Genomic DNA, 24,507 nt, shown 5'->3' with positions numbered 1-24,507 from the left:
AAAGCAGCAGCACAATTTCTCGCGCTACTGCTATTATAACAAATTCCTCTAAAATTGGATAGCCCTTTATTTCATAGAAGCCACTTCATCAAACACATCTGTGATCTCTTTAGACGGTGCTTTTGTTGCAAGACTGAAGACAATGATCATTACCAGACTTACTGCAAATCCCACTGCCAGAGAATATAATCCCGTATAGGTACCAAGGGTCTGTCCGGATACAAATGGAATGTAGTCCCAGATAATAACAGTCAGACCGCCGGAAACAATTCCTGCCACAGCTCCTGCCAGATTAGTACGTCTCCAGAACAGAGACATTACCACGACGGGGCCAAAGGCTGCTCCCAGTCCTGCCCAGGCATTTGATACCAATCCCATAATACTGCTGTTTGGATTCCATGCGATCACAAAAGCAAGAACAGAAACAATAATAACCGTAATTCTGGCAACCATTAAAATCTCTTTGGAGTCTGCATCCTTCTTTACAAACTGATGATACAGATCCTCAGATGCTGCTGATGCAGTTACCAGAAGCTGGGAATCCGCTGTGGACATAATCGCCGCCAAAATACCACAGAGGAAAATTCCTCCAATAAACGGAAGTGCAAGGTCATTGGAAAACAGTTTCCCGATCATCTCTATAAACACACTTTCAGAGGAAGATGCCCCCTCTGTTCCCAGAACTTCCGGTAACAGGTAAGCACGTCCGATCACACCGATAAAGCATGCTGCAGACAGAGAAAGAATATCCCACACAATAGCAATCACACTGGATTTTTTCAGCTCTTTTTCACTCTTCACAGCCATAAAACGGGTAAGAATATGGGGCATTCCACAATATCCCAGTCCCCATGCAAGCTGTGAGAAAATCTCAATAAAAGTATAATTACGTTCTCCGTTCTCAAATGCATTAAGGAAAGCTGCTGCTCCTCCCGGTGCCCCGCTCTGGTTCAACAGATCCGTCAAATTTCCCGGAAGCATAAAATAAGCAACCAGCGGTACAACAAGAAGACCTATCAGCATCAGTGTTCCCTGTACAAAATCAGTTACACAGACTGCCATAAATCCACCCATAAAGGTATAGCAGAGAATAACTCCGGCTCCTATTGCCAGTGCTATATGATAATCAATTCCAAATACGGTATTAAACAGTTTACCACCTGCTGCCAGTGCGGATGCCGTATACACCAGGAAAAAGATCACAATTACAATTGATGAGATCAGAAGCAGGATTCGCTTCTTATCCTGAAAACGATTCTCAAAAAATGCAGGGATCGTCATGGAATTATTGGCTGCTATGGTATATCTGCGGAGCCTTCTGGATATACACAGCCAGTTCAGTACAGTTCCGATAAAAAGTCCCACTGCGATCCAAATCTGTCCGGTTCCCAGTGAATAGATAGCACCCGGAAGCCCCATCAGAAGCCATCCGCTCATATCAGATGCCTGTGCAGACAGAGCTGCCACCCAGGCATTCAGCCCTCTGCCTCCCAGAAAATAATCCTCTGAGTTATTTGTTTTCTTCATATAAACCACACCGATTACTATCATAAACAACAGATAGACTACAAATGCGGACAATATGATCATAGTATTACCACTCACTTCTCTTCTCCTCCTTATTACGCAGGCATCTTCTACTTTTTCTGTCTCTGCCTGTTTTTCATTTCTACACTTTAACATATCAAATCCCCAAAAATCAATAGTGATTCTGTTTATTTATGTTTATCATTACATTTCAGAATGTCAAATATGTTTTATATCACACATTTTTATATTGGATAAAATAACCTTTTTGCCGTTTTACAAAAAACAGATGCAGCAACTACACTGCACCTGTCTCATTTTTTATACTGTTTTTACTTTATCTTCCGATGTTTTTTCCCTTTTTTCAAATAGACATTCTTAATATAAGAAAGGAGAACCTCTTCTCCATGATCGTTAAGGATTCGCAAAAGAGCCTCCAGGTCTCTCTTTGTGTCCGGATGGATAAACCAAAGTCTTTCTTTACTTTTCAGGAAATAGCTCAAAGGCTGTGTATGGTCATATTTATCCCCCAGATAATTCCGGGAAGCACTGATTCTGTCCATCACCATCTCGGCAACATATTTACGGGGCATGGGAACTCCGTTGATAATATGTTCATCTCCCGGTACGTAATCTACCCAATATTCAAAATGATGCTTGTTTCTTCCCTTATGGTGAAGCCAGGATCGTGAAATGCCTGTAGCTTCCCTCTCTGCATTATTGGGGCTTCTGTCTCCCTGATAATACTTACAGCCAACCAAAAACTCCACAGGCTCATATTTTGACAGATCATGAAGCAGTCCCTGTTTATAAAGCCCGATACGAAAACAGTAACGCATCACCAAAAGCTTATGTCTGGTGATTGTCTTAAAGTGCTGCCATGGGTGCATTTTTCTTTTCCTCCTGTTTTGCCAGAAGCACTACGATGGTACGGGGTGCAATCTCCAGCTTCCTGCTATGTTTCTCGTCATCATAACAAAATCCATTGGTCTTTAGCATACTTGTATCAATTACTTTTGTCCAACAGCCTTTTCCCGGCAGATTGGGAAGTGCCACACTTCTGTTTTCCCAATGGAAATTATATGCAATATAGATAGAATCATCATAAGTCCCATCTTTCCTTCTGGCATAAGCACCGTAATACATAATTCCCAGAAGTCTGGAAGTATTCTCTGAATTCAAAAACCATGCCCTTTCCCCATGTACAGATACATCCGGCAGGCCTCTGGTCTGGTAATCCACTCCACGTAATTCTCCGGGTGTATGAAGAATAGGATGTTCCTTTCGGAAAGCAATCACCGCCTTTACAAATTCCAGAAGACTTTCATTCTTTTTAAGCCCCTTCCAGTCGATCCAGCCTATGGAATTATCCTGACAATAAGCATTATTATTTCCATTCTGGGAATTACCGATCTCATCTCCTCCATAGATCATAGGAACACCCTGGCTGAGCAATACCATAAGAAAAGCATTTCGAAGCTGTTGTTCTCTAAGCTGCCGGATATTCATCTTACGTGTAGGACCTTCTACTCCACAGTTCCAGGAATAATTATAGTTGCTGCCATCCTGATTGTTCTCATAGTTAGCTTCATTATGACGATAGTTATAAGTCACCATATCATTCAGGGTAAATCCATCCTGACAGGCCATATAGTTGATCACTGCATATCTGTCCGGATTTCTTCTCACATGCCAGGCAGCTCCTTCTACCATCTCCTCGTCACTTTTCAGGAAGCGGCGCATATCCTGAAGAAATCCGGGATTATACTCAGCCACACATTTCTGGGCAGGTTCCTTCTTTCCCCGGATATCCCGTTCATCAAATCCGTGGAACATCAGCTTGCTGTCTCTGAGAATACCATCCTGCATCAAAAGCTGTATCGGTGCTCCATCTCCCAGCACATGAAATCCATCTACATGAAAATTCAGTTTCCAGGACTGCAATGCACGAAGAGCCAGAAACGGGTTTATTCCTGCCGGAAAATACATCTCCAAAATACAGGCAATTCCGGCTTTATGCATTGCCTGTATCAAATGCCTGAACTCCTGTGCGGGATCATTCGTTGCACTGTACGAACGCTTTGGTGCCATATAATACCCTGCTGTATATCCCCAATAATTCACCTTTTTATTAACTTTTTTCTCTGATACCATACTGCCGGCATAATACTTTTCCGGTACAGTCTCCATAAACTCATATACCGGCATCAGCTCTATTGCATTAATTCCCAGTTCCTGCCAGTAAGGAATCATTTCTTCCAATGCCTGAAAGGTCCCTTTTTTCCCCTTAATCTGACTGTTGGCTTTGGTATAGCCTCTCACATGAAGCTTATAAAGTATCATTTCATGATAAGGAATATTAAGGCACTGATCCCCTTCCCAGTCATAGTCTCCCGGGTTCCAGAAGGTGCAGCGTATTTTATGGGCATCAGGATCTGCCTCTGCCCCAAAACGTTCTCTCCCTGAAATCCCATAGGTCCATGGATCTATATAAACCTGCCCGTCCAATAAAAAATTATATTCATATCCCTCCGGCAAAAAATCTGGCAGAAAAAGAGAATATACCTCCCCTGCCTTATTCTCACTGGTAAACGGAATCTCCATACAGGGTTTCTTTGACCTTTTTTTATAGAGGACCAGAGAAGCATTCTTTCCTTCAGGAACCTCCACTGTAAAATTATATCCTCTTTCCAGTCTGTTCACCCCTGGCAGCAAAGGTATTCCCTTCTCTGTCTTATATCTTCTGCTGTCAGCCATTCTCCAACGTCCTCCCTGTTTTTAATACAAAACCTATCTCAATCCTTAATTTTCAATTCTACCGGACAGTGATCAGAACCCATAATTTCTGTATGGATCCTGGCATCTTCTAATCTGTCCTTCAGTGCCGGCGAGGTGATAAAATAATCAATTCTCCATCCTGCATTCTTTTCTCTTGCCCTGAACCGATAAGACCACCAGGAATAGATTCCCTCCTGATCCGGATAAAAATAGCGGAAAGTATCAATAAATCCACTTTCCAGCATTCTGTCAAAACATGCTCTCTCTTCATCTGTAAAGCCTGCGTTTTTATGATTGGTTTTTGGATTTTTCAGGTCGATCTCCTGATGTGCCACGTTCATATCTCCACAGCAGATCACCGGCTTTTTCTCCTGAAGTCTCAGAAGATATGCCAAGAAATCCTTTTCCCACTGCATGCGATATTCCAGACGTCTCAGCTCACTCTGAGAATTAGGGGTATATACCGTAATAAAATAAAAGTCCTCAAACTCTAGAGTAATCACTCTGCCTTCTTTATCATGCTCTTCGATTCCCAGTCCGTAAGCTACAGATAATGGCTCCTTTTTTGTAAATATAGCTGTACCGGAATATCCCCGTCTGTTGGCATAATTCCAATATTGATAATATCCCGGCAGATCAAGCTTTACCTGTCCTTGCTGACACTTGGTCTCCTGCAGACAGAAAATATCTGCATCCAGCAAGCGAAAGCTTTCTTCAAAGCCCTTGCCGATGCAGGCACGAATTCCATTCACATTCCAGGAAATAAATTTCATAAATTTCCACTCCTATATCTCAAAATTTCTGAACAAATCATTCTCTTCCGTTCATTATAACACATCTTATATCATTCCGCGATGATATTTCTCCTCAAACCATAAAAAAATTGCATTTAGCTTACGTTTCTGGTACAATACTAATATTCAGACTTCTGTAAAAGTCTTGAATCATCAGGATACCATTAAGGAACAAAACTGTGTTTTCTATTACAGTCACAGTTCTGAACTTTTATAAAAGAAAGAATGAGGATGAAAACCATGACAGAAGAATTTACAACCGGCGGATGTTCCCCCAGTGACTGCGCTTCCTGCAGCGGTTGCAGCAACCCAGAAGGAAACTGCCAGGATATCGAAGACAGACGCACCATCACCCTTACCCTGGACGATGATACAGAGGTAGAATGTGCGATCCTTACTATTTTCCCGGTAGATGCCAAAGAATATATTGCCCTTCTTCCATTAGATGAGAACGGTCAGAATCAGAACGGTGAAGTATATCTCTATACCTTTGCCCGCACAGAATCCGGAGACCCGGTTCTTTCTAATATCGAAAGCGATGAAGAGTACAACAAAGCTGCCATTGCATTTGACACTGTTTTACAAAATGCAAAGGATTCTATGGAACAAATTGAGAAATAATGCTTTTAGGCTTTGTCTCTCAGAATATTAAAAAACTGTCATAAGCCCTATAACATGTGCTTATGACAGTTTTTTCTTTTCCCAAATATCAGCTTATGATCTTATATCCCAGATAATCCAGCAATAATTCACAGTACATAGCATTTGCCCAGGAAAACCATTCTCTGGTATATCTGGATGGATCATCTGCATGAAATCCCTCATGCATCAGGCCGGTACTTCCGGTAGTTTCTATCATTTTTTCAAGGACAGACTCCTTTACTGTTCTCCTGTCAGATGTCAATCCTTCCATAGCCATCCCAATATGCCAGATATAATTTGCCGGTGTATGAGGACTTCCTATTCCGCTCGCTGCTTTTCCCTTATAATAATAGGGATTTGCTTCGCTCAGAATCATATTCCGGGTATTCTCCGCAAGCTCCCTGTCAGTAGGATATCCCAGATACTTTATAGATAACAGACTGGGTACATTAGCATCATCCATAAGATGATACATTCCATATCCATCTGTCTCATAAGCATAAACTTCCCCAAATTCCTCTGTTTTTGTATGTCCATACTTTTCGATTGCTTTGTGTATTTCTTTCCTCAGATTCTGTGCACTTTCAGCAAGCTTTCTGTCATTCAATACTTCTTGTGCCAGTTCACTGAGATATCCCAGCACAACCACAGCAAACATATTGGAAGGGATCAGATATCCATAAGTGCAGGCATCGTCACTTGGACGAAAGCCAGACCAGATAAGCCCTGTATCCGGACGGGTTAAGGCTCCCTTCCCCTCTCTGGACAAAGTATCTGTATAAAAGCTTCCATTCCTCACAAACCTGTATTCTGACCGTTCTTCATGATTTTGTTCCCTATGAAAAACTTCCAGAATCTTTTGGACACCTTTCCGGAAATTTTCATCCAAATGTGCTGTATATCCTGTATTCTTCCACAAAAGCCAGGCCAATTGAATGGGATAGCAAAGGGAATCTATTTCAAATTTCCGCTCCCATACCCAAGGATTCTGATCATCAAAATCCTTTTCCCAACAGGCACCGCTGGGCTCATTATTAAACGCATTTGCATAAGGATCCATCAGCAGGTAAAAAAACTGACGCTGTACAACTCCGCCGATCAGTTCCTGCAGTTTTGTACTTCTAGCCGCAAGATAAAGATAAGGTCTTACCTGCGCAGTAGAATCCCTCAGCCACATAGCCGGAATATCCCCTGTGATCACATGCACAGTTCCATCCGGATTCTCTGCCATTGTTCTCTTCAGGGTATCTCCATAGCTTCTCTTAAACTGTTCTGCAAATTCCGGATGCCCAGTTTCTTTTGCCTTTATCTCTACTTCTTTATAAAACTGTTCCAGCACAGCTGTAAGTTCTTGTTCCTTTTCCTTAGATATCATACACACTCCGTACCCGAAGTCCTTCCGGTTTTCCCTGAAGAATCTTTATCCGTCGCTCTCCGGCGTTCATATCAAAATAATTATCCTCCAGAATTAAATCTTCTGTATCATTAAGAATCTCCACACTCTTCGCATAGGCAGAAGCACTCACGATAATCTCATCTTCCTCTGTCCTTACTGTCAGTTTCGGATCCAGATAATGGAAATATTTGGGATAAGAGAAAATAACAGTTCCCTGAGAAATTACCTGATCATCCTCCCAAGCCTCATAACTTACATATTCATTAAAACAATCAATCTGTGGAAGTTCCACCTTATCCAGCCATACTGCAGACAAGGCAGGTACCTCTACCCACTGTTTCTCCTCCATAAGCACTGTGGCATCTGCCTTTCTCACTGCCCATTTCACAAGAACCCTGCGGTCTGTGAGAGTTTCATTTGTCACATTCAGACGGATAGATTTTTCAAATTCAAAGTGCTGACGATTCATGTCCGCCTCTACTGTCATCCAGCTCTGTTCCTCACAGGAAAGCATCACAGGGGCAAAGAAACGCTTTGCATAATAATGTAATGCCTTCCAGCGGCCATAATAATCAACAGATGACCAGGAGATTACCGGCCAACAGTCATTCAGCTGCCAGTAAATAGCGCCCATACACCGTCCACGATTTCGTCTGTAATGCTCCACTCCATAACGGATTCCGTCTGCCTGAAGAAGCTGGGACGCATAAACAAAATCGCTGAAATTCTCAGGATAGCGATATGCAGCCTGCATATATTTGGCAATTTTCCCATTTCCTCCATAATTTCTCTGATGTTTTTCCATCACATAGGAAAATGGATTCAATTCCCTTGGATCATCTGTAACGGTTTCCAGTGTTTTTACAGAAGGAAAAGCCTGAAATCCAAACTCAGATGCATATCTGAAGAAATATTTCCTGTATTCCGCAAAAGGCTTATTCCCATGCCATACCTCCCAGTAATGTACATCTCCGCGGTTAGGATCATTGGGATTATCAAAGGATCCGCCTGAAGACGGACTAGCCGGCCAGTAGAAAGTTTCCGGATCATATTCCCGTAAAATTTCAGGAATAATCCGTTCATACATAAACAGATAGTCTCTCACCTCTGACGGCTTTGTTACCCAGGTTCCCTCCTGTGTAAATGTCTCCATCTCATTGTTTCCGCACCATAATGACAGGGATGCATGATGACGGAGACGTTTGATATTATCAATAAATTCCTGTCGGATGTTAGCCTCAAATTCCGGTGTAAGCTCATACATTGAGCAGGCAAACATAAAATCCTGCCATACCATCAGTCCCAGTTCATCACAGATATCATAGAACCAGTCCTCCGGATAATAGCCGCCTCCCCACACACGGACAGTATTGAAATTTGCTCTTTTACACTGAAGGAGCAATTCTCTGGTACGTTCCCTGGATGTTCGCTGAAGTAAATTGTCTTCCGGAATATAATCAGCACCCATGGCAAATATCTGATGTCCATTTACTTCATGGGCAAAGCTTTCTCCCCACTGATCCTTTTCTATATGCATGGTCATGGTTCGAAGACCAATCTTTCTGCACCAGGTATCTACAATCTGATTTCCTGCTTTCAGATTCACTTCCACCTGATATAAAGGCTGTTCTCCTAATCCATTGGGCCACCAGAGCTTCGGGTGGTCAATTTCAATTTCATCCGGAGACCCTTCCCATGTAGTCTTTGTTCCATCAGGTTCCGTAACTGTGATTTCATATTCCAATAACTGACTCTGCTCTGATTTTCCTGTTTTTTCACAACCATCTTCGTCAGCCTCATCCATTGTCTCCACATCAACTTCCGGTATCAGCAGCACCTTTCCCTCTTCATGAATCTGACGGATATACACGCTGTCCAGTCTGGCATGTTCTACTCCCAGAAGCGTTACAGGGCGAAAAATACCTCCATCCGGCAGGCAGGCACCCCAGTCCCAACCGCACATATAGTGTGCCTTGCGCAGATGCATAAATCCTTCCACTGTATCTTCGTTTCCATGTGTTTTATATTTCTCGTAAGCTGCCGCCATAAATTTCAGAGGAGATCTGATAATGACACGAAGAGTATTTTCTCCTTTTTCCAGAATCTCCTTCACAGGAAACTCCCAGACTCTGTGCATACTTTCTACTCTTCCCAGACAGCACTCATTCAGATAAATATCCCCAATCGTATCAATTCCGTCAAACCTCAGGATTACTTCCTGACAGTTTTCAAATTCTGTTTCGTCATATATAAATACAGTTTTATATTCGTAATCTTCCTCCATCAGTGCCTTCGCCTGATATTCGTTATCTTCCCAAAATGGATCTTCCATTTTTCCAGCCTGAAGAAGAGCCATATAAATATCTCCCGGCACCTGCGCAGGAACCCATTCCTGCTCTTTCACATTACACAACTGCCAGTTCTCATGAAGCTGCATTTTTACCATTGTTCCCTCTCCTTACATAGGATACAAAATCCTTGCCGGATTCCATCGGATATTTTTAATCCACTTTGCATCCAGCTTAGAATATCCTTACAATATCATTATACATTACCACAACCATCAGTACCATTAAAAGCATAAGTCCGGCAAAATGTATTGTTCCCTCGATTCGTCTGTTGACAGGTTTTCTGCGGATTGCCTCAATGACGAGAAATACCAGCCTGCCACCGTCAAGCGCCGGAAAAGGAAGCAGATTCATTACACCCAGATTGGCAGAGAGAAGAACTGCCATATTTAAAAGGTTCATCCACAGCATCACGCTTCCCTCACTTCTGCTTTCCTCATAAGTAGTACCAATTGCATCTACCACCCCTACAGGCCCACTCAGATCCTTCAGGCCAAACTTTCCGCTGCACAATTCCTTAAGGCTGAGAATGGTGGTACGGATCATATATTTCACCTCAACTGCCCCGTAACGGATCACGTCCAGACCCTTTGCCTTCTCACAGTATATATTATAAGAAAATCCTGAATCCGCTGTCCTGTATTCCTTCGGGGTGATTGTATCATCATATTCCAGCCCTTCATGTTTCCAGGTAATCTTCACCGGACTGCCATCCAGCGGATGTTCCCTGATATAATCCTGATATTCCTGGCTGGTACTGATCCTTACGCCATTAATAGAAGTAATCACATCTCCCGCCTGTACGCCAGCCTCCTCCAATGGCATTCCAGCCATTACAGATTCCACTGTCATAGGCGCACTGTCATCTCCCGTAAAATTGCATCCCAGCAGATATCTCACATTCGTGTCAGCCTTATAGGAAATTTCCTTCTTTTCGCCATCACGCTTTACTGTCAGATTTACAGTATCCCCTGCTTTTAATTCATTCATATAAGAATATACATAAAGATCTTTCCCCAGATCAATATGGTATCCCTGATAACTGGTGATCACATCTCCTTTTTTCAATCCTGCCGCTTCTGCTGCGGATCCCTCCTTTACAGAAAGGACTGTAGATGGTTCATAGCCTACTACTCCCACAATAATCACAGACAGTACAAATGCCAGTATAAAATTAAACACGGGACCTGCAGCCACAACTGCAATCCTGCCCCACACAGATGCATTATTAAAAGTTCCAGATACATCCTCTTCATCCGTATCCTCCCCAAGCATTGCGCAGGAACCACCTATAGGCAAAAGCTTGAGAGAATATCTGGTTCCTTTGTATTCCCTACTCAAAAGTCTTGGACCCATTCCCAGGGAAAATTCTGTTACAATGATTCCATTTTTCTTTGCCAGAAGAAAATGCCCTAACTCATGAAAAAGGATAATACCACTAAATATAATAATTGCAATAATTATTTTCAAATTACCACCTGCTTTCGATCCACTGATAGGTTTCCTTCTCAATCTCCAGGATCTGATCCAAATCCGGCTCTCTCACCAGGGTATGTCTCTCCATAGACTGCCCGATAATATCATATATATCCAGAAATCCTATTTTTCTCTGCAGGAATTTCTTTACCGCCAGTTCATTGGCAGCATTGAATACAGTAGGCATACTTCCGCCTTTCCTTGCAGCTTCTATTGCCATCGGAAGTCCCTGAAATGTCTCCATATCCGGTTCTTCAAAAGTAATCTGCTTCAGAGTTCTGAAATCCAGTCTGTCCCCTGCCAGGTATCTTCGATCCGGATAACACAGTGCATACTGAATAGGCAGCCTCATATCTGGTGTTCCCAGCTGAGCTATTACAGCTCCATCCTCAAATTCCACCATAGAGTGGATAATACTTTGAGGCTGAACTACTACCTGAATATGATCCAGGTCCACATCAAAAAGCCATCTGGCCTCCATCACTTCAAGCCCTTTATTTACCAAAGTTGCAGAATCTACCGTGATTTTCTGTCCCATCACCCAGTTTGGATGCTTCAGCGTATCTTCCAGCGTAACCTTACTCAGTTCTGCTGTTTTCCTTCCCCTGAAAGGACCTCCGGATGCTGTGATCAGAAGTTTATGAATCTGTTCCTTTTTCTCTCCGTGAATTGCCTGAAAAACAGCACTGTGTTCACTGTCCACCGGAAGGATCTGAACATTCATTTTTCTGGCCAGTGGCATGATCAGATGTCCGGCAGTCACCAGTGTTTCCTTATTTGCCAAAGCAATATCCTTACCTGCCCTGATTGCCTCCATAGTCGGTCTGATCCCGATCATTCCCACAATAGCAGTCACCAGAATATCTGCTTCCTCCATTCTTGCCAGTTCCAGCAAGCCATCCATACTGCTTACAATTTTCACATCCAGATCCTGTACTCTTACTGCCAGATCTCGGGCTGCATCTTCATTCCAGACAGCTGCCAGTCTGGGATGAAATTCACGGATCTGCTCTTCCAGTTTATCAATATTATTTCCTGCTGAAAGTCCCACAATCTCCAGATCATCATTCGCCCGGACTACATCCAGGGTCTGAGTTCCAATAGAACCGGTAGAACCTAAAATTGCTATTTTTTTCATCTTGATCCCTTCTGTTATAACTATATTATCAAATGGATATTCACGATCCTACGCTGTGATCATAATCAGTGACAAAAAGTAAATTACAGGAGCTATAAAAATCACACTGTCAAAACGATCCAGTATTCCTCCATGTCCGGGAATTAATTTTCCATAATCTTTAATTCCCTGGTTTCTTTTAATTGCAGATGCTGCCAGGTCTCCTACCATGGAGATCAATGCTCCCACTGCACAGATAACTGCATATTGAACCATTGGTCCCTGAGTTGCCGCAGCATAGGCTACACCCAGAAGTGTAGCTCCTGCCACACCCCCCACTGCTCCTTCTATAGATTTTTTCGGACTGAGCACAGGTGCCATTTTATGTTTTCCAATAAGCATTCCCACACAATAAGCGCAGGTATCACACCCCCAGGAACACAAAAAGATCAGCCATACATGGAATTTTCCTCCAGGCAGACATCTGGTCAGATAAATGAATGACAGCATTACTGCCACATAAACAATTCCAAACAATGTCGGCATAACCTGCTTTGCCTCATACTCCGGATAAGTAAACACATACACAAACATGATCAATACCAGGCCAAAAATAATTGCCAGCACACCATATCTCTGAAAATCGAGCAAAACAGCAGCATAATACAAGACTGCTCCTGCATATCCGGCCGCAGCCAGCAAATAATTCTTTTCATTCTGCACATTCATTGCCTTGTACAATTCTGACATACCGATCAGAGAAACTGCAAGCAAAGTAAAAAACAGTATATATCCACCACTGATAATTGTTGCAAGCGCAATGATCACCAGCAGGATTCCACTTAAGAGTCTTGTCTTAAACATTTATGCTTCCTCCTTCACTCCACCGTATCTTCTGTCTCTCTGATTATACTTTTCAATTGCCTTCACCAGCTCTGCTTTATTAAAATCAGGCCATGCCACATCTGTAAAATAAAACTCTGTATATGCCATCTGCCATAACAGAAAATTGGAAAGGCGAAGCTCCCCACTGGTGCGGATCATAAGGTCAGGATCAGGAATTCCTGCTGTATCAAGATAATTTCCGAATACTTTTTCATCTATTTCCTGGGGATTTATCCTGCCATCAGCTGCATCCTGAGCAAGCTTTCGCACTCCCCGGATAATCTCATCTCTGCTTCCGTAGTTCAATGCAATCTGGAAATAAATTTCATCATATTTTTGTGAATACTCCTCCAGTTTTTCAATGCTGTCTTGAATATCCTGATCAAATGCTGAAATTTCTCCAATTACACGAACACGCATTTTATTCTTATCAGCAAGTTTAATGCATTTCTTGAGATAACTGCGGAACAGCTTCATCAGACCATCCACTTCTTCTTTGGACCGTTTCCAGTTCTCTGTTGAAAACGCATAAACTGTAACATATTTTACTCCCAGCTCTTTCATATAATCACAGACTGTTTCCAGATTAGCGCAGCCCTTCATATGTCCATAGCTTCTGGGCATCCCTTTTGCTTTCGCCCAACGTCCGTTACCATCCAGTATAATGGCTATATGATTCGGTACATTCATATTTTTTCCTCGTTTCTTATGTTCATTATATGCTGTGTACAAACCATGCTGCTCTCGCAGACACCATCTGCAAGCTTAAAAGAGAGCCCGCATAATGGAGCTCCCTTTACTTTTTATACAGTCATGATTTCTTTGCTCTTGGCATCTACCGCTGCATCAACCTCTTTAATATATTTATCAGTGCTCTTCTGGATCTTATCTTCCAGCTCCTTGATCTCATCCTCAGATACATCCTGTTTTGCAAGCTTCTTATATGCATCATTGGCATCACGACGGATATTGCGGACTGCAACCTTGGCAGCCTCACCCTTCTTCTTAACATCCTTTACCAGTTCCTTACGGCGTTCCTCTGTAAGCTCTGGGAAAACAAGACGGATCACTTTACCATCGTTACTGGGATTCAGTCCCAGATCAGATACAAGAATTGCTTTTTCAATTCCTTTAATCAGGCTGGATTCCCAAGGCTGGATCTGAATCATACGTGCCTCCGGAACTGTCACATTCGCCACCTGTTGCAGAGGTGTAGGTGCTCCATAATAATCTACAGTCAGTTTATCGAGAATATGGGGATTTGCCCTTCCTGCACGAATTGTTGCCAGCTCGCTCTCAAGATTCGTCAGTGTCTTTTTCATTTTTTCTTCATATTTCTGAATTCTTTCATCCATTAGGTTTGTCTCCTTCTCCTGTTGTTTTATAAATTGTCTAACTGCTCTGCATTCCCATCCTTTCGGATCAGACAGTTACCTTTGTACCTGTAAATTTGCCGTGAACTGTATTAATAATACTGTCCTTCTCATCCAGTGCAAATACCAGCATTGGCATTTTCTGCTCCATACACATAATGGAGGCTGTCAGATCCATAGCTGCCAGCTTTTGGGCTACCACTTCTTCAATGGAAATCTCATCATATTTCACTGCATTGGGATTGGTCTTAGGATCACTGTCATAAATTCCATCTACTGCTTTTGCCAGAAGAATCGCCTCTGCCTCAATCTCCACTGCGCGAAGAACTGTTGCTGTATCTGTGGAGAAATACGGATGTCCTGTTCCGCCTGCAAAGAATACGATCTTACCCTGTGCAAAGCTCTCCTCCACTGCATCTTTTGAATACAGATCTGTAAATGCACCACAGACAAACGGTGTATAAATCTGTGTCTTCATTCCCAGGTATCTGCAGATATCTGACACATAAATGCAATTCATCACTGTAGCAAGCATTCCGATCTGGTCTGCCTTATTTCTGTCGATTGTCTCGCTGGTACGTCCTCTCCAGAAATTTCCGCCACCGATCACAATCCCGATTTCCAGACCTTCTTTGGAAATCTCACGGATCTGTTTGGCAACCTCAATAACTGTAGCCTCATCAAATCCTGTCTTTTTTTCACCGGCAAGAGCTTCCCCGCTCAATTTTAATAATACACGCTTCATATTGTTTTCTCCTAAAGTTCATTTTATGATACTTTTATTTTACCATATCTTAGCAACAATTTCATTACCATTTTCATCAACTGTGGTAGAAACTGTAAAATTACTGTAATAATAGAAGCCTGTCTTTCCGGTTTCAGGATCTGTCTCATAACTGCTGCCCTGAGGAGAGCCACAAGCACTCTGCAGTGCATCAATAGACTGGCCCACATACTGCTCTGCAGTAGAAATCATATCATCTCCACCGCTATTATCATCGCCTCCGTTATTGTCATCTCCGCTGTTATTATCATCTCCGCTGTTATTATCATCTCCACTGTTACTGTTGTTTCCACTGTTGTTGTCATCTGTACTGCTGCTGTTATCTGCATCACTATTTGAATCAGAATCTGTGTTCTGTGAAGAATCATCACTGCTATCTGAATTGGTATTCTGATCATCCGTGGAAGCAGAATCATCGGTCATTCCCAGACGCTTCTTTACATCATTTAAAGTTGAAATTTCCCGCTTGGTACTTCCTGTCAGATATTTTGCATAAGGAATAGCATCCTCATCTGTGCCACTCATACAGAGAGTGATCTGTGAAATAGTACCCAGAGGAATGTCCCTGAAAAAGCACTCATTCTTATCTTCATCAGTAAATCCCACACGAATATCATAAGAAGCAGTACTCTTAGTGCTATCTTCCGTTGCATTCGGTGAAAAATAATACAACGCTTTGTCCTTATCCTTTAATGTGAATTTTCCATCCACCAGGTCACTACCCCAGGTATCATCCTCAGAATCATCCTCATCCTCCACATGTTTCCTGATATAAACAGAAGAAATATCACTTCCCATGTTATTCACAAAAATAACTTTGGAAGCAGTTGCTGATTCCTCTCCCATAATATTGGCAATCTCTCCCTCTGTAGACTGCTTCATATCCACAATTTCTGCTGCCTTAGTAACCTCAGGTGTAGGAGTAGCACTTGCTGCAACAGGTTGCACATCTGTATCTTTTTTCTTTCCACAGCCGGATACTGCCACTGTCAGCGCCAGTACTCCTGCAAGTATCAAAAATCGTTTCTTCATAATATATTCCCTCCTGTATCTGAAATATCCAGATTCAAAGCTGAATTTCAATTTCTTATTATTGCAGAGTCTCTATAACTTGTCAACCAAAGTGCTTCTGATTTCATATAATTTTCAGAGTTATTGTTTTCCATAACAAACTATTTACCTCGCCGGACATTACTCTCAAACAAAAAGTTTTCTTACTACAGATTTCTTACTTTAAAATCGCGTTCTGCCTCTCTTCTCTGGTCTTTTTTCGCAATATCCTGTCTCTTATCATAAAGTTTCTTACCTCTTGCCACGCCTATCTCAACCTTCACCAGGCTATCTTTAAAATAAACCTTCAGAGGAACCAGCGTCAATCCCTTTTCCTTCAGCTTCGCTTCAATCTTATTGATCTCATATCTGTGAAGGAGAAGTTTCCGCACTCTCAGCGGATCCTTATTAAAAATATTTCCTTTCTCATAAGGACTGATATGCATACCATAGATAAACACTTCTCCTCTCTCTACACGGATAAAGGACTCCTTGATACTGCATTTTCCCATTCGCAGAGATTTCACCTCTGTTCCTGCCAGTGCAATTCCTGTCTCATAAGTATCTTCTATAAAATAATCATGAAATACTTTTTTATTATTTGCGATCAGCTTGATTCCTTTTGTCTTAGCCATCTGTCAATCTCTTCCTTTCCACAGCTAGTCTGCCAGCACAAAATCCACCGTCTTAAGAAGCTTATCTGCATCCTCCACTCGGACACACACCTTGTCTCCTAGCTTATACACCTTTTTTGTCATATCTCCCCTGAGTTCATAGCTTTCCTGATCAAAAGTATAATAATCATCCCTCAGTGTATTCACATGAACCAGTCCCTCTACAGTATTGGCAAGTTCCACATAAAATCCCCATCCAGTCACTCCGGAAATGATTCCTTCAAATTTTTCTCCGATATGATAAGACATATACTCTGCTTTCTTCAGTTTATCAGATTCTCTCTCCGCCTCATCAGCCCGTCTCTCACATACACTGGACTGTCTTGCCACCTCATCCAATATTTCCCGGTAATGCTCTGTTCTGCCTTCGCGCAACAGCCTTCCTCTGAGATTGTCCTTAATGATCCTGTGAATCTGAAGATCCGGATATCTTCTGATCGGTGATGTAAAATGGCAATAATATTTGGCTGCCAGGCCAAAATGTCCACTGCATTCTGTGGTATATTTTGCCTGCTTCATGGAACGCAGCACCAATCGACTGACCATCGGTTCATTTGGAAGTCCCTCAATGCTCTCTATAATATTCTGGATTTCCTTAGGAGTGATTTCCTCTCTGGCCTTCTGGATCTTTACCCCCTGATTATGAAGCAAAGTCAGAAGACTCTCTATCTTTTCGGGGTCCGGATTGTCATGGGTTCTGTATACAAACGGAATTTCTTCTGTGCAGTATTCCTGAGCCACTGTCTCATTAGCCATTAACATAAAATCCTCTATAATCCTTGTAGCTACATTGGCTTCATAAGGCTTCACATCAATTGCCTTTCCCGCCTCATTTAATATGATCTTACTCTCTGGAAAATCAAAGTCAATAGAACCTCTGTGATGACGACTGCTGCGCAGTTTCTCTGATAATTCCTTCATCAGGAAAAACATGGGAAGCAGCTTCTCATAGCGTTTTTTTGCATTCTGATCTGTATCCTCCAGAATATTTTTCACATCTGTATAGCACATACGCTCATCTACATTGATCACTGTTTCCACAATCTGATGAGCCACCACTTTTCCCTGTGCATTAATATCCATAAGGCAACTTAATGCAAGCCTGTCCTCACCCTGATTCAGCGAACAGATCCCATTGGAAAGTCTCTCCGGAAGCATTGGCACAACTCTGTCTGCCAGATATACACTGGTTCCTCTCTTTAATGCCTCTCTGTCCAGAGCACTATTGTACTGTACATAATTACTTACATCTGCAATATGCACACCCAGATGATAAATCTCCCCTTCCTTGCTGAGAGAAATAGCATCATCCAGATCCTTTGCATCCTCACCGTCAATAGTTACGGTCTGCAGATGGGTCAGATCCAGACGTCCGTCGCGGTCTGCATCAAGCACATGATCCGGCACTCTCTGCGCCTGTTTTATTACTTTTTCAGGAAATTCACTGGGGATTCCAAAGCTTTTCACAATTGCCAGAATGTCAGTCCCCGGTGTACGGATATTTCCCAGATTTTCCTTGATCTTTCCTTCCGGTTTTCTGTTTTTAGAACCGTAATCTGTTACAACGGCAATTACCTTATCACCATTTTTTGCTCCCAGTGAATTTTTCCTTGAGATATAAATATCCTTTGAAAATTTGGGATTATCACTGATCACAAAGCCAAAATCTCTATTAAGCTGATAAGTACCTACAATCTGCTCCATCCCTCTCTCCAGGACTTCCACTACTATGCCCTCACGGCGTTTTCCCTCTCGCTGTTCATCTTTAATGATAATCCGGACTTTATCCTGGTTCACAGCAGTACCTGTATTTTCCTCCGGAATAAAAATATCCTCTTCCTGTCCTTCGATCTCCACAAAGCCAAACCCCTTCGGATGTCCGATAAAGATTCCCTCTGCCTGCATCCCTTCTGGTTTTTTCCTGTCTTTACCCTCTTTTTCTCTGCGCTCTTTGCAATTTCTGTTATCTTCTTTATGTCCTTTCAGATGCTTTTCTTTCTTTTTCCATTTTCCGGTAATCCTGGAGTATCTTCCCTTATTATCCTGAGTTATTTTTCCATCCTCACATAAACTATCCAGAACATCAAACAATTCCCTTTTCTCTTCTCTGGACAATCTCAGCAAGGAAGACAGCTCGCGCAGTCTCATAGGCTTATAAACCGGATCCCCCATTAACTCCAAAATAAATTTTTTTCTGCGATCTATGTCTTTCCTGTTCATTTTACTCCTCTGTATCTATTCATCCTATCTGAAAATCAGCTGTTTTCCAGCACTTTCACAGTAAAAAAATGGCTGCCGCATAAGCACACATCCAAACAAGGATATGCTTACTGCAACAGCCGCATTTTCATTCTCTCATTAACCAAGCATATTCAGCACTACAGCTAATACGAAAAACAAAATTCCCATAACTATGGTAGCCTTCACAAGTCCGCCCTCCATAGAACGACCCTTATTCTTGCCCCAGTATGTCTCTGCCGCTCCGGCAATAGCGCCAAGGCCCTGCTGCTTACCCTCCTGCATCAGAACTACAATAGTAAGAACAATACAATCTATTAAGAAAATAATACCAAGAATAATCTTAACAACATTCACTTCATTACACCTCCTAATCAACTAGGAAATATTTTAACATAGCTGAGAGCGGATTTCAACTACAATTCTTGAATTTTCAATATTTTCCGTATTATCATGTTTACTGATAGTTGCTTACTGGTTTCCTTCTCTTACTCTGTTTATACAAAAGGATTCTCATAAATTTCCAATTCTCCCAGTTCTTCGTGAATACGAAGAAGCTGATTATATTTTGCATTTCTGTCAGATCTGCAGGGTGCCCCTGTTTTTATCTGTCCTGCACCTGTGGCTACTGCCAGATCTGCAATAAAGGAATCCTCCGTCTCCCCTGATCTGTGTGAAATAACCACACGATATCCTGATTTCTGTGCCATTTCCACTGCATCCAAAGCCTCAGACAGAGTCCCTATCTGATTTACTTTCACAAGAATTGCATTTGCTGCCTTCTGCCTGATTCCGCAGGACAGACGCTTAATATTCGTCACAAACAGATCATCCCCCACCAGCTGAACCCTTGCGCCCAGATATTTCGTAAGTTTTTTCCATCCTTCCCAGTCATCTTCTTCCAATCCGTCTTCAATAGATACAATAGGAAACTGATCCAGAAGTCTCTCATAATATTCGATCATTTGCTCTGAATCCCGCAAAATCTCTTTTCCTTTCATTAAACTTTCACCTGGGAAAACATATGCATTTCTATCCTTATCATATAATTCACTGGCTGCTGCATCAATAGCAATATAGATATCCTTTCCCGGCTCATATCCAGCCTTTTTCACAGCCTCCATGATCAATTCCAGCACTTTCTCAGAATCCTCCAGATCCGGGGCAAATCCGCCTTCATCTCCCACTGCAGTGGAAAGCTTTTTCTGTTTCAGTATGATTTTTAGACACTGATAAATTTCTCCACACATACGGATCGCTTCTTCCATATTGGAAGCACCTGCAGGCATAATCATGAATTCCTGCATATCCACAGTATTATCTGCATGCCTGCCCCCGTTTAAAATATTCATCATAGGAACCGGCATCCGTCCTGTATGACATCCTCCCATATACTGGTACAAAGGGATACGCAAAGCTGCTGCCGCTGCCCTTGCCACTGCCATAGATACTCCCAGAGCAGCATTTGCTCCTACACTATTTTTATTATCCGTTCCATCTGTCTCAATGATCTTATGATCAATAAATCTCTGATTCAGAGCATTTTCTCCCAAAATTGCTTCTGCCAGTCTTGTGTTTACATTTTCCACCGCTCTGTGAACACTTAGTCCTCCATAATTTCCTTTTTCTCCATCCCGCAGTTCAACTGCTTCAAATTTTCCTGTGGAAGCTCCGGAGGGCACCATAGCTCTCCCCGTATATCCATTTATCCCTATTACGCCTTCTCCTACCGTAACTTCTACTTCAACTGTAGGATTTCCTCTGGAATCCAGTACTTGTCTTGCGTGAACCCTTCTTACAGGCAGATAACGTAACATTTTAGAACCTCCTATAAAATTAGACTTTTATAGAAATAGTTTTTCCCGGACATTTTTTTCTATACAGTTTTTGACGAGCTTATATTTTCAGAATATTCCTTAATTATCATCATCTTATTTGTCTTTTGTATTTTATTTTATATTTTTTCAAATTTATACTTGACTTATTTGGAGTTATCTGATATAGTAAAGTCATAAAACAACAGGGGATAAAAAATAAAAGCTGAAAGGAGTGAGACCACCGAAAACATAAGATTTTATTTATAATATATGAAAGCGAGGTACAGACCACCAGCATAATTTATTTTAAATCAATTCTTATAATTTATGAAAGGCAGGTACAGACCACCAAGAACTTAAAGCTTTAAATCCAATAACGTTTTATATCTGAAACTTATTAATTAATTTAAAGAAGGTACAGTCCAATGAAGTATTAACGATTTACCCTATTTCAAAATTACAAAAGGATGGTACAGTCCAATGAAACCATAATGATTTACCTCATCTCTAAATCACAGAAGGATGGTACGGACCAATGAAATCATAATGATTTACACAATTTCTAAATTACACAAAAGGATGGTATAGTCCAATGAGATCATAACGATTTACCTTATTTTCAAATCACAGAAGGATGGTACAAACCAATGAAAATTTAACGATTTACCTTATCTTCAAAATTTTAAAGGATGGTACAGACCGATGGGATATGAGTCTTTGATCTTATAAATTATAAAATGAAAAATGTAAAATAATAATCAGAAAGAGAGGTATTTACCATTGGATATTCAATTTTAAAAAGAGCCACAGTAAACGAAACTGATGGCTCTTTTTTATTTGAATTTTTCACTCTTTTCACGCATATATAATAACAATACCAGTTATTTTGGAGTTTCTTCTATGAAGAATCTTACATATCTTTTTCACAGCAGATTCGGCAAATATCTGAAACTTATATTGATTTTCTGTGCAGCTTTCCTGACAGGACGCCTGCTTGCCAAAATCACATCCTCTGAAATCATCTCTCCGGATATTACAGCACTCTCAGTATCTTCTGATTCTTCCGGAAACTGGGGGCTCAGCTTTCAGGAAAAAGGAAAGCAACCTCTGGGTAATGCTTCCATACAAGAATTAAAACAATATAATGCTTTTTATGTTCAGGACACTGATAGCAAAAATATCTATCTTACCTTTGATGCAGGATATGAGAACGGTAATACCTCTGCAATTCTGGATGCCTTAAAAAAGCATCAGGTACCAGCCACTTTCTTTGTGGTAGGAAATTTTCTATCCCAAAATCCCGATCTGATCAAGCGAATGGAAAAAGAAGGACATATCATAGGCAATCACACTATGACTCATCCAAATATGTCCAAAATTTCTACAAAAGAAGCCTTTCAGAAGGAACTATCCGATGTGGAAGCTATATATAAAGAAGTTACCGGCAAAGAAATGATAAAGTTTTATCGTCCTCCTCAGGGAATCTACAGTACTTTAAACTTATCTATGGCAAAAGAACTGGGATATCACACCTTTTTCTGGAGTCTGGCCTATGTAGACTGGTATCAGGATAATCAACCGGACCCTCAGGAAGCCATTACAAAACTAACTAATCGAATTCATCCAGGAGCTATTGTACTTCTTCACAGTACCTCCTCCACCAATGCTCTGATTCTGGATGAACTTCTGAGCAAATGGGAACAGATGGGATACAGCTTCCATAGTCTGAAGGAACTTATTGCATAAAAATTACTTTCTGGCTACTATTGACAAGAATTGATAGCCGCTATATCTTTTATATATAAACTCTTATATCATTCAGCCCTTCTGTCTTTATTCTGAGGACTATAAAATACCGCCTATATCAGATCATAGAAAGGAATTCTTATGATTACTCCAGATTTATACAAACAAATACTAATAAAAACTGATCAGCTTCAACCGGAATTAAAAAAAATCCGCCGTACCCTCCACCAATATCCGGAAACGGGATGGATGGAAATGCGCACATCTTCCATTATTGCCGGTTATTTAAAAAAATTTAACTTTGATGAAATCCTGACCGGCGAAGCAGTCTGTAAAGCAAATGCACGAATGGGAATTCCTGATAAGAGCTGTCTATCTGAACACTATACACAAACTATCAATCAGGAGGGGACAGATCTTACATATCTTCCGGATACTCAAAAGGGATTCACCGGTGTAATCGGAATTTTACGCTGCGGCTCCGGGCCTGTTGTAGCACTTCGATTTGATATTGATGCTCTTCCCATACAGGAAAGTTCTGAAGAAACACATTTTCCCACAAAGAACGGATTTAGTTCCCAAAATAATGGTGTCATGCATGCCTGCGGTCACGATGGACACACAGCCATAGGACTTGGCATTGCCAGAATTCTCAGTGAAATCCGCCATGAACTTCATGGAACTATCAAACTGATTTTTCAACCGGCTGAAGAGGGGGTCCGAGGTGCCCAGGCTATTGTAGAAAACGGGCATCTAGATGATGTAGATTATGTTCTGGCCTCACACATGTGTAATCATCCCCAGCAGCAGGGATTCGCCATCGGAGTGGGAAAAAGTCACAGTATGGCAACCACAAAATTTGATGCAGAATTCTATGGCAAAAGTGCTCATGCTTCTGCTTCACCAGAATCAGGAAACAATGCCATGCTTTCTATGGCTACAGCAATCTTAAATCTTCATGCCATTCCCAGATGCAGTCAGGGTGATACCAGAATTAATGTGGGTAAAGCTACAGCAGGAACTGGCAGAAATATCATCTGTGATCATGCACATATAGAATTAGAAGTACGTGGATCCTCAATTGAGGCAAATGAATATATGAAAAATTATGCAGAACGTATCATCCACTCTGCCGCCCAAATGCATGGCTGCACCTATAAACTCAGACAGATGGGATCCGCCATAAGCGGAAAAAACGATGAACCTCTCATGAAGCGTCTGGCCAATGTGTGTGAAAAGGAAATGCATCTGAAAATTCTTCACCTTTCCTCTGCAGATGTAGGCGGAAGCGAAGATTATTACTATATGTCCCAACGTGTCCAGTCTCATGGCGGACAATCCTGTTATTTTTTAAATTTAAGTCCCTGTGCAGCACCTCTTCATAATGACAAATTTGATTTTCACGAAGATGCTCTTGCAAATGGCGTAAAAGCATTTTGTGGAATTGTGCTGGATCTGCTTCAGTAGGTTTCGCAACATCTTTTTATGTTATAGAAACATTACAGAGTAATTTCCTATAACATAAAAAAACACCGGAAAGCCGTATTCATTGACTTTCCGGTGTTTTTTTAGCAGGGGATGAGAGAATCGAACTCCCACCAAAGGTTTTGGAGACCCCTATCATACCATTTGACCAATCCCCTATAAAATATAATACATGTGACTGGTTAAAGCCACATGCAAATAATTAATATACTTTCAAAACTACATACATGTTGACATTTCCTTGAGAATTAACTTTCTGCGTTGCCGATTGAGTATTGTACTCCGCGGGGTCACTTCGTGACTTCGTCACTCAGTGTCATTTGCTTCGCAAATGTCCAGTCTGTATCAGGAATGCTTCTCCACAAGCAAGCTTGCTC

The 24,507-nt window shown here is 41.5% G+C and carries 20 protein-coding genes and 1 tRNA gene; 3 read left to right on the top strand and 18 right to left on the bottom strand.

The window, feature by feature from the left end; all coding sequences use genetic code 11:
• Positions 1 to 66: 66 nt before the first annotated feature.
• The 4 genes from putP to ACTNDS_RS09960 all read right to left on the bottom strand — a co-directional run bounded on the left by putP (position 67) and on the right by ACTNDS_RS09960 (position 5,078).
• Complete coding sequence (gene putP, locus ACTNDS_RS09975) at positions 67 to 1,683, bottom strand: sodium/proline symporter PutP (RefSeq protein ID WP_330600887.1); 1,617 nt, start codon at positions 1,681 to 1,683, stop codon at positions 67 to 69.
• Between the two features lie 176 nt (positions 1,684 to 1,859).
• Positions 1,860 to 2,417: a DUF5662 family protein gene (locus tag ACTNDS_RS09970; protein WP_173743452.1), complete on the bottom strand. Its 558-nt coding sequence runs from the start codon at positions 2,415 to 2,417 to the stop codon at positions 1,860 to 1,862.
• Complete coding sequence (locus ACTNDS_RS09965) at positions 2,395 to 4,284, bottom strand: Type II secretory pathway, pullulanase PulA and related glycosidase (RefSeq protein ID WP_441035431.1); 1,890 nt, start codon at positions 4,282 to 4,284, stop codon at positions 2,395 to 2,397. The genes ACTNDS_RS09970 and ACTNDS_RS09965 overlap by 23 nt, the downstream gene beginning before the upstream one ends.
• Positions 4,285 to 4,322: 38 nt before the next feature.
• Positions 4,323 to 5,078 (bottom strand): exodeoxyribonuclease III, encoded by a 756-nt coding sequence (locus ACTNDS_RS09960; protein WP_019161123.1) that lies wholly within the window; start codon positions 5,076 to 5,078, stop codon positions 4,323 to 4,325.
• Between the two features lie 261 nt (positions 5,079 to 5,339).
• On the opposite strand from ACTNDS_RS09960, the gene ACTNDS_RS09955 reads away from it, so the two are divergent.
• Complete coding sequence (locus tag ACTNDS_RS09955) at positions 5,340 to 5,720, top strand: DUF1292 domain-containing protein (RefSeq protein WP_441035429.1); 381 nt, start codon at positions 5,340 to 5,342, stop codon at positions 5,718 to 5,720.
• A gap of 88 nt (positions 5,721 to 5,808) precedes the next feature.
• On the opposite strand, the gene ACTNDS_RS09950 is transcribed toward ACTNDS_RS09955, so the two are convergent.
• From ACTNDS_RS09950 to eno, 13 genes are all read right to left on the bottom strand, one after another.
• Positions 5,809 to 7,116, bottom strand: coding sequence for a glycoside hydrolase family 125 protein (locus tag ACTNDS_RS09950; protein ID WP_441035427.1), 1,308 nt, complete (start codon positions 7,114 to 7,116; stop codon positions 5,809 to 5,811).
• Positions 7,106 to 9,583 (bottom strand): beta-mannosidase, encoded by a 2,478-nt coding sequence (locus ACTNDS_RS09945; protein WP_441035425.1) that lies wholly within the window; start codon positions 9,581 to 9,583, stop codon positions 7,106 to 7,108. Before ACTNDS_RS09945 ends, ACTNDS_RS09950 begins: the two co-directional genes overlap by 11 nt.
• A 76-nt stretch (positions 9,584 to 9,659) precedes the next feature.
• Positions 9,660 to 10,955, bottom strand: a complete 1,296-nt coding sequence (rseP, locus tag ACTNDS_RS09940; RefSeq protein ID WP_441035424.1) for an RIP metalloprotease RseP — start codon at positions 10,953 to 10,955, stop codon at positions 9,660 to 9,662.
• 1 nt (position 10,956) lies between these two features.
• Entirely contained in the window at positions 10,957 to 12,099 is a 1,143-nt protein-coding gene (gene dxr, locus ACTNDS_RS09935) for a 1-deoxy-D-xylulose-5-phosphate reductoisomerase (RefSeq protein ID WP_441035423.1), read from the bottom strand.
• 48 nt (positions 12,100 to 12,147) lie between these two features.
• Positions 12,148 to 12,942, bottom strand: a complete 795-nt coding sequence (locus ACTNDS_RS09930; RefSeq protein ID WP_441035421.1) for a phosphatidate cytidylyltransferase — start codon at positions 12,940 to 12,942, stop codon at positions 12,148 to 12,150.
• Positions 12,943 to 13,695, bottom strand: a complete 753-nt coding sequence (locus ACTNDS_RS09925; protein ID WP_279589620.1) for an isoprenyl transferase — start codon at positions 13,693 to 13,695, stop codon at positions 12,943 to 12,945.
• A 71-nt stretch (positions 13,696 to 13,766) separates the two neighbouring features.
• Positions 13,767 to 14,318, bottom strand: a complete 552-nt coding sequence (gene frr / locus ACTNDS_RS09920) for a ribosome recycling factor (protein WP_173743461.1) — start codon at positions 14,316 to 14,318, stop codon at positions 13,767 to 13,769.
• A 67-nt stretch (positions 14,319 to 14,385) separates the two neighbouring features.
• A complete protein-coding gene (gene pyrH / locus ACTNDS_RS09915; protein ID WP_441035419.1) occupies positions 14,386 to 15,081 on the bottom strand; it encodes a UMP kinase in 696 nt (231 codons plus the stop codon).
• 39 nt (positions 15,082 to 15,120) lie between these two features.
• Positions 15,121 to 16,152 carry a hypothetical protein gene (locus tag ACTNDS_RS09910; protein ID WP_441035417.1) on the bottom strand — a complete coding sequence of 344 codons (1,032 nt, stop codon included), beginning with the start codon at positions 16,150 to 16,152 and terminating at the stop codon, positions 15,121 to 15,123.
• A 185-nt stretch (positions 16,153 to 16,337) separates the two neighbouring features.
• A complete protein-coding gene (gene smpB / locus ACTNDS_RS09905) occupies positions 16,338 to 16,805 on the bottom strand; it encodes an SsrA-binding protein SmpB (RefSeq protein ID WP_441035415.1) in 468 nt (155 codons plus the stop codon).
• Between the two features lie 24 nt (positions 16,806 to 16,829).
• Positions 16,830 to 19,064: a ribonuclease R gene (gene rnr / locus ACTNDS_RS09900; protein WP_441035413.1), complete on the bottom strand. Its 2,235-nt coding sequence runs from the start codon at positions 19,062 to 19,064 to the stop codon at positions 16,830 to 16,832.
• Between the two features lie 138 nt (positions 19,065 to 19,202).
• Positions 19,203 to 19,439: a preprotein translocase subunit SecG gene (secG, locus tag ACTNDS_RS09895; RefSeq protein WP_441035411.1), complete on the bottom strand. Its 237-nt coding sequence runs from the start codon at positions 19,437 to 19,439 to the stop codon at positions 19,203 to 19,205.
• A gap of 140 nt (positions 19,440 to 19,579) precedes the next feature.
• Positions 19,580 to 20,899, bottom strand: coding sequence for a phosphopyruvate hydratase (gene eno / locus ACTNDS_RS09890; RefSeq protein WP_173743467.1), 1,320 nt, complete (start codon positions 20,897 to 20,899; stop codon positions 19,580 to 19,582).
• Positions 20,900 to 21,799: 900 nt separating this feature from the next.
• Between eno and ACTNDS_RS09885 the strand changes: the two genes are divergently transcribed.
• Together ACTNDS_RS09885 and ACTNDS_RS09880 are read left to right on the top strand one after the other, a co-directional pair.
• Positions 21,800 to 22,645 carry a polysaccharide deacetylase family protein gene (locus ACTNDS_RS09885; RefSeq protein ID WP_441035409.1) on the top strand — a complete coding sequence of 282 codons (846 nt, stop codon included), beginning with the start codon at positions 21,800 to 21,802 and terminating at the stop codon, positions 22,643 to 22,645.
• 141 nt (positions 22,646 to 22,786) lie between these two features.
• Positions 22,787 to 24,112 (top strand): amidohydrolase, encoded by a 1,326-nt coding sequence (locus ACTNDS_RS09880; RefSeq protein ID WP_441035407.1) that lies wholly within the window; start codon positions 22,787 to 22,789, stop codon positions 24,110 to 24,112.
• 105 nt (positions 24,113 to 24,217) lie between these two features.
• Here the strand turns inward: ACTNDS_RS09880 and ACTNDS_RS09875 are convergent.
• Positions 24,218 to 24,288: transfer RNA gene (locus ACTNDS_RS09875), tRNA-Trp, on the bottom strand.
• Positions 24,289 to 24,507 lie beyond the last annotated feature (219 nt).

Source organism: Blautia sp. HCP3S3_C12 (genome assembly GCF_052064155.1).
In the GTDB taxonomy this organism is placed as follows: Bacteria; Bacillota; Clostridia; order Lachnospirales; family Lachnospiraceae; genus Blautia_A.
This window is presented reverse-complemented; position numbering and strand designations above follow the sequence as displayed.

What these genes read in the sequence shown, in the direction of transcription:
- ACTNDS_RS09950 (WP_441035427.1), bottom strand. Translation starts at nt 7,116, where the DNA reads ATGATATCTAAGGAAAAGGAACAAGAACTTACAGCTGTGCTGGAACAG.
- ACTNDS_RS09930 (WP_441035421.1), bottom strand. Translation starts at nt 12,942, where the DNA reads ATGTTTAAGACAAGACTCTTAAGTGGAATCCTGCTGGTGATCATTGCG.
- ACTNDS_RS09955 (WP_441035429.1), top strand. Translation starts at nt 5,340, where the DNA reads ATGACAGAAGAATTTACAACCGGCGGATGTTCCCCCAGTGACTGCGCT.
- ACTNDS_RS09945 (WP_441035425.1), bottom strand. Translation starts at nt 9,583, where the DNA reads ATGGTAAAAATGCAGCTTCATGAGAACTGGCAGTTGTGTAATGTGAAA.
- ACTNDS_RS09960 (WP_019161123.1), bottom strand. Translation starts at nt 5,078, where the DNA reads ATGAAATTTATTTCCTGGAATGTGAATGGAATTCGTGCCTGCATCGGC.
- ACTNDS_RS09880 (WP_441035407.1), top strand. Translation starts at nt 22,787, where the DNA reads ATGATTACTCCAGATTTATACAAACAAATACTAATAAAAACTGATCAG.
- smpB (WP_441035415.1), bottom strand. Translation starts at nt 16,805, where the DNA reads ATGGCTAAGACAAAAGGAATCAAGCTGATCGCAAATAATAAAAAAGTA.
- rnr (WP_441035413.1), bottom strand. Translation starts at nt 19,064, where the DNA reads ATGAACAGGAAAGACATAGATCGCAGAAAAAAATTTATTTTGGAGTTA.
- ACTNDS_RS09885 (WP_441035409.1), top strand. Translation starts at nt 21,800, where the DNA reads ATGAAGAATCTTACATATCTTTTTCACAGCAGATTCGGCAAATATCTG.
- frr (WP_173743461.1), bottom strand. Translation starts at nt 14,318, where the DNA reads ATGGATGAAAGAATTCAGAAATATGAAGAAAAAATGAAAAAGACACTG.
- eno (WP_173743467.1), bottom strand. Translation starts at nt 20,899, where the DNA reads ATGTTACGTTATCTGCCTGTAAGAAGGGTTCACGCAAGACAAGTACTG.
- dxr (WP_441035423.1), bottom strand. Translation starts at nt 12,099, where the DNA reads ATGAAAAAAATAGCAATTTTAGGTTCTACCGGTTCTATTGGAACTCAG.
- ACTNDS_RS09910 (WP_441035417.1), bottom strand. Translation starts at nt 16,152, where the DNA reads ATGAAGAAACGATTTTTGATACTTGCAGGAGTACTGGCGCTGACAGTG.
- putP (WP_330600887.1), bottom strand. Translation starts at nt 1,683, where the DNA reads ATGTTAAAGTGTAGAAATGAAAAACAGGCAGAGACAGAAAAAGTAGAA.
- ACTNDS_RS09965 (WP_441035431.1), bottom strand. Translation starts at nt 4,284, where the DNA reads ATGGCTGACAGCAGAAGATATAAGACAGAGAAGGGAATACCTTTGCTG.
- pyrH (WP_441035419.1), bottom strand. Translation starts at nt 15,081, where the DNA reads ATGAAGCGTGTATTATTAAAATTGAGCGGGGAAGCTCTTGCCGGTGAA.
- ACTNDS_RS09970 (WP_173743452.1), bottom strand. Translation starts at nt 2,417, where the DNA reads ATGCACCCATGGCAGCACTTTAAGACAATCACCAGACATAAGCTTTTG.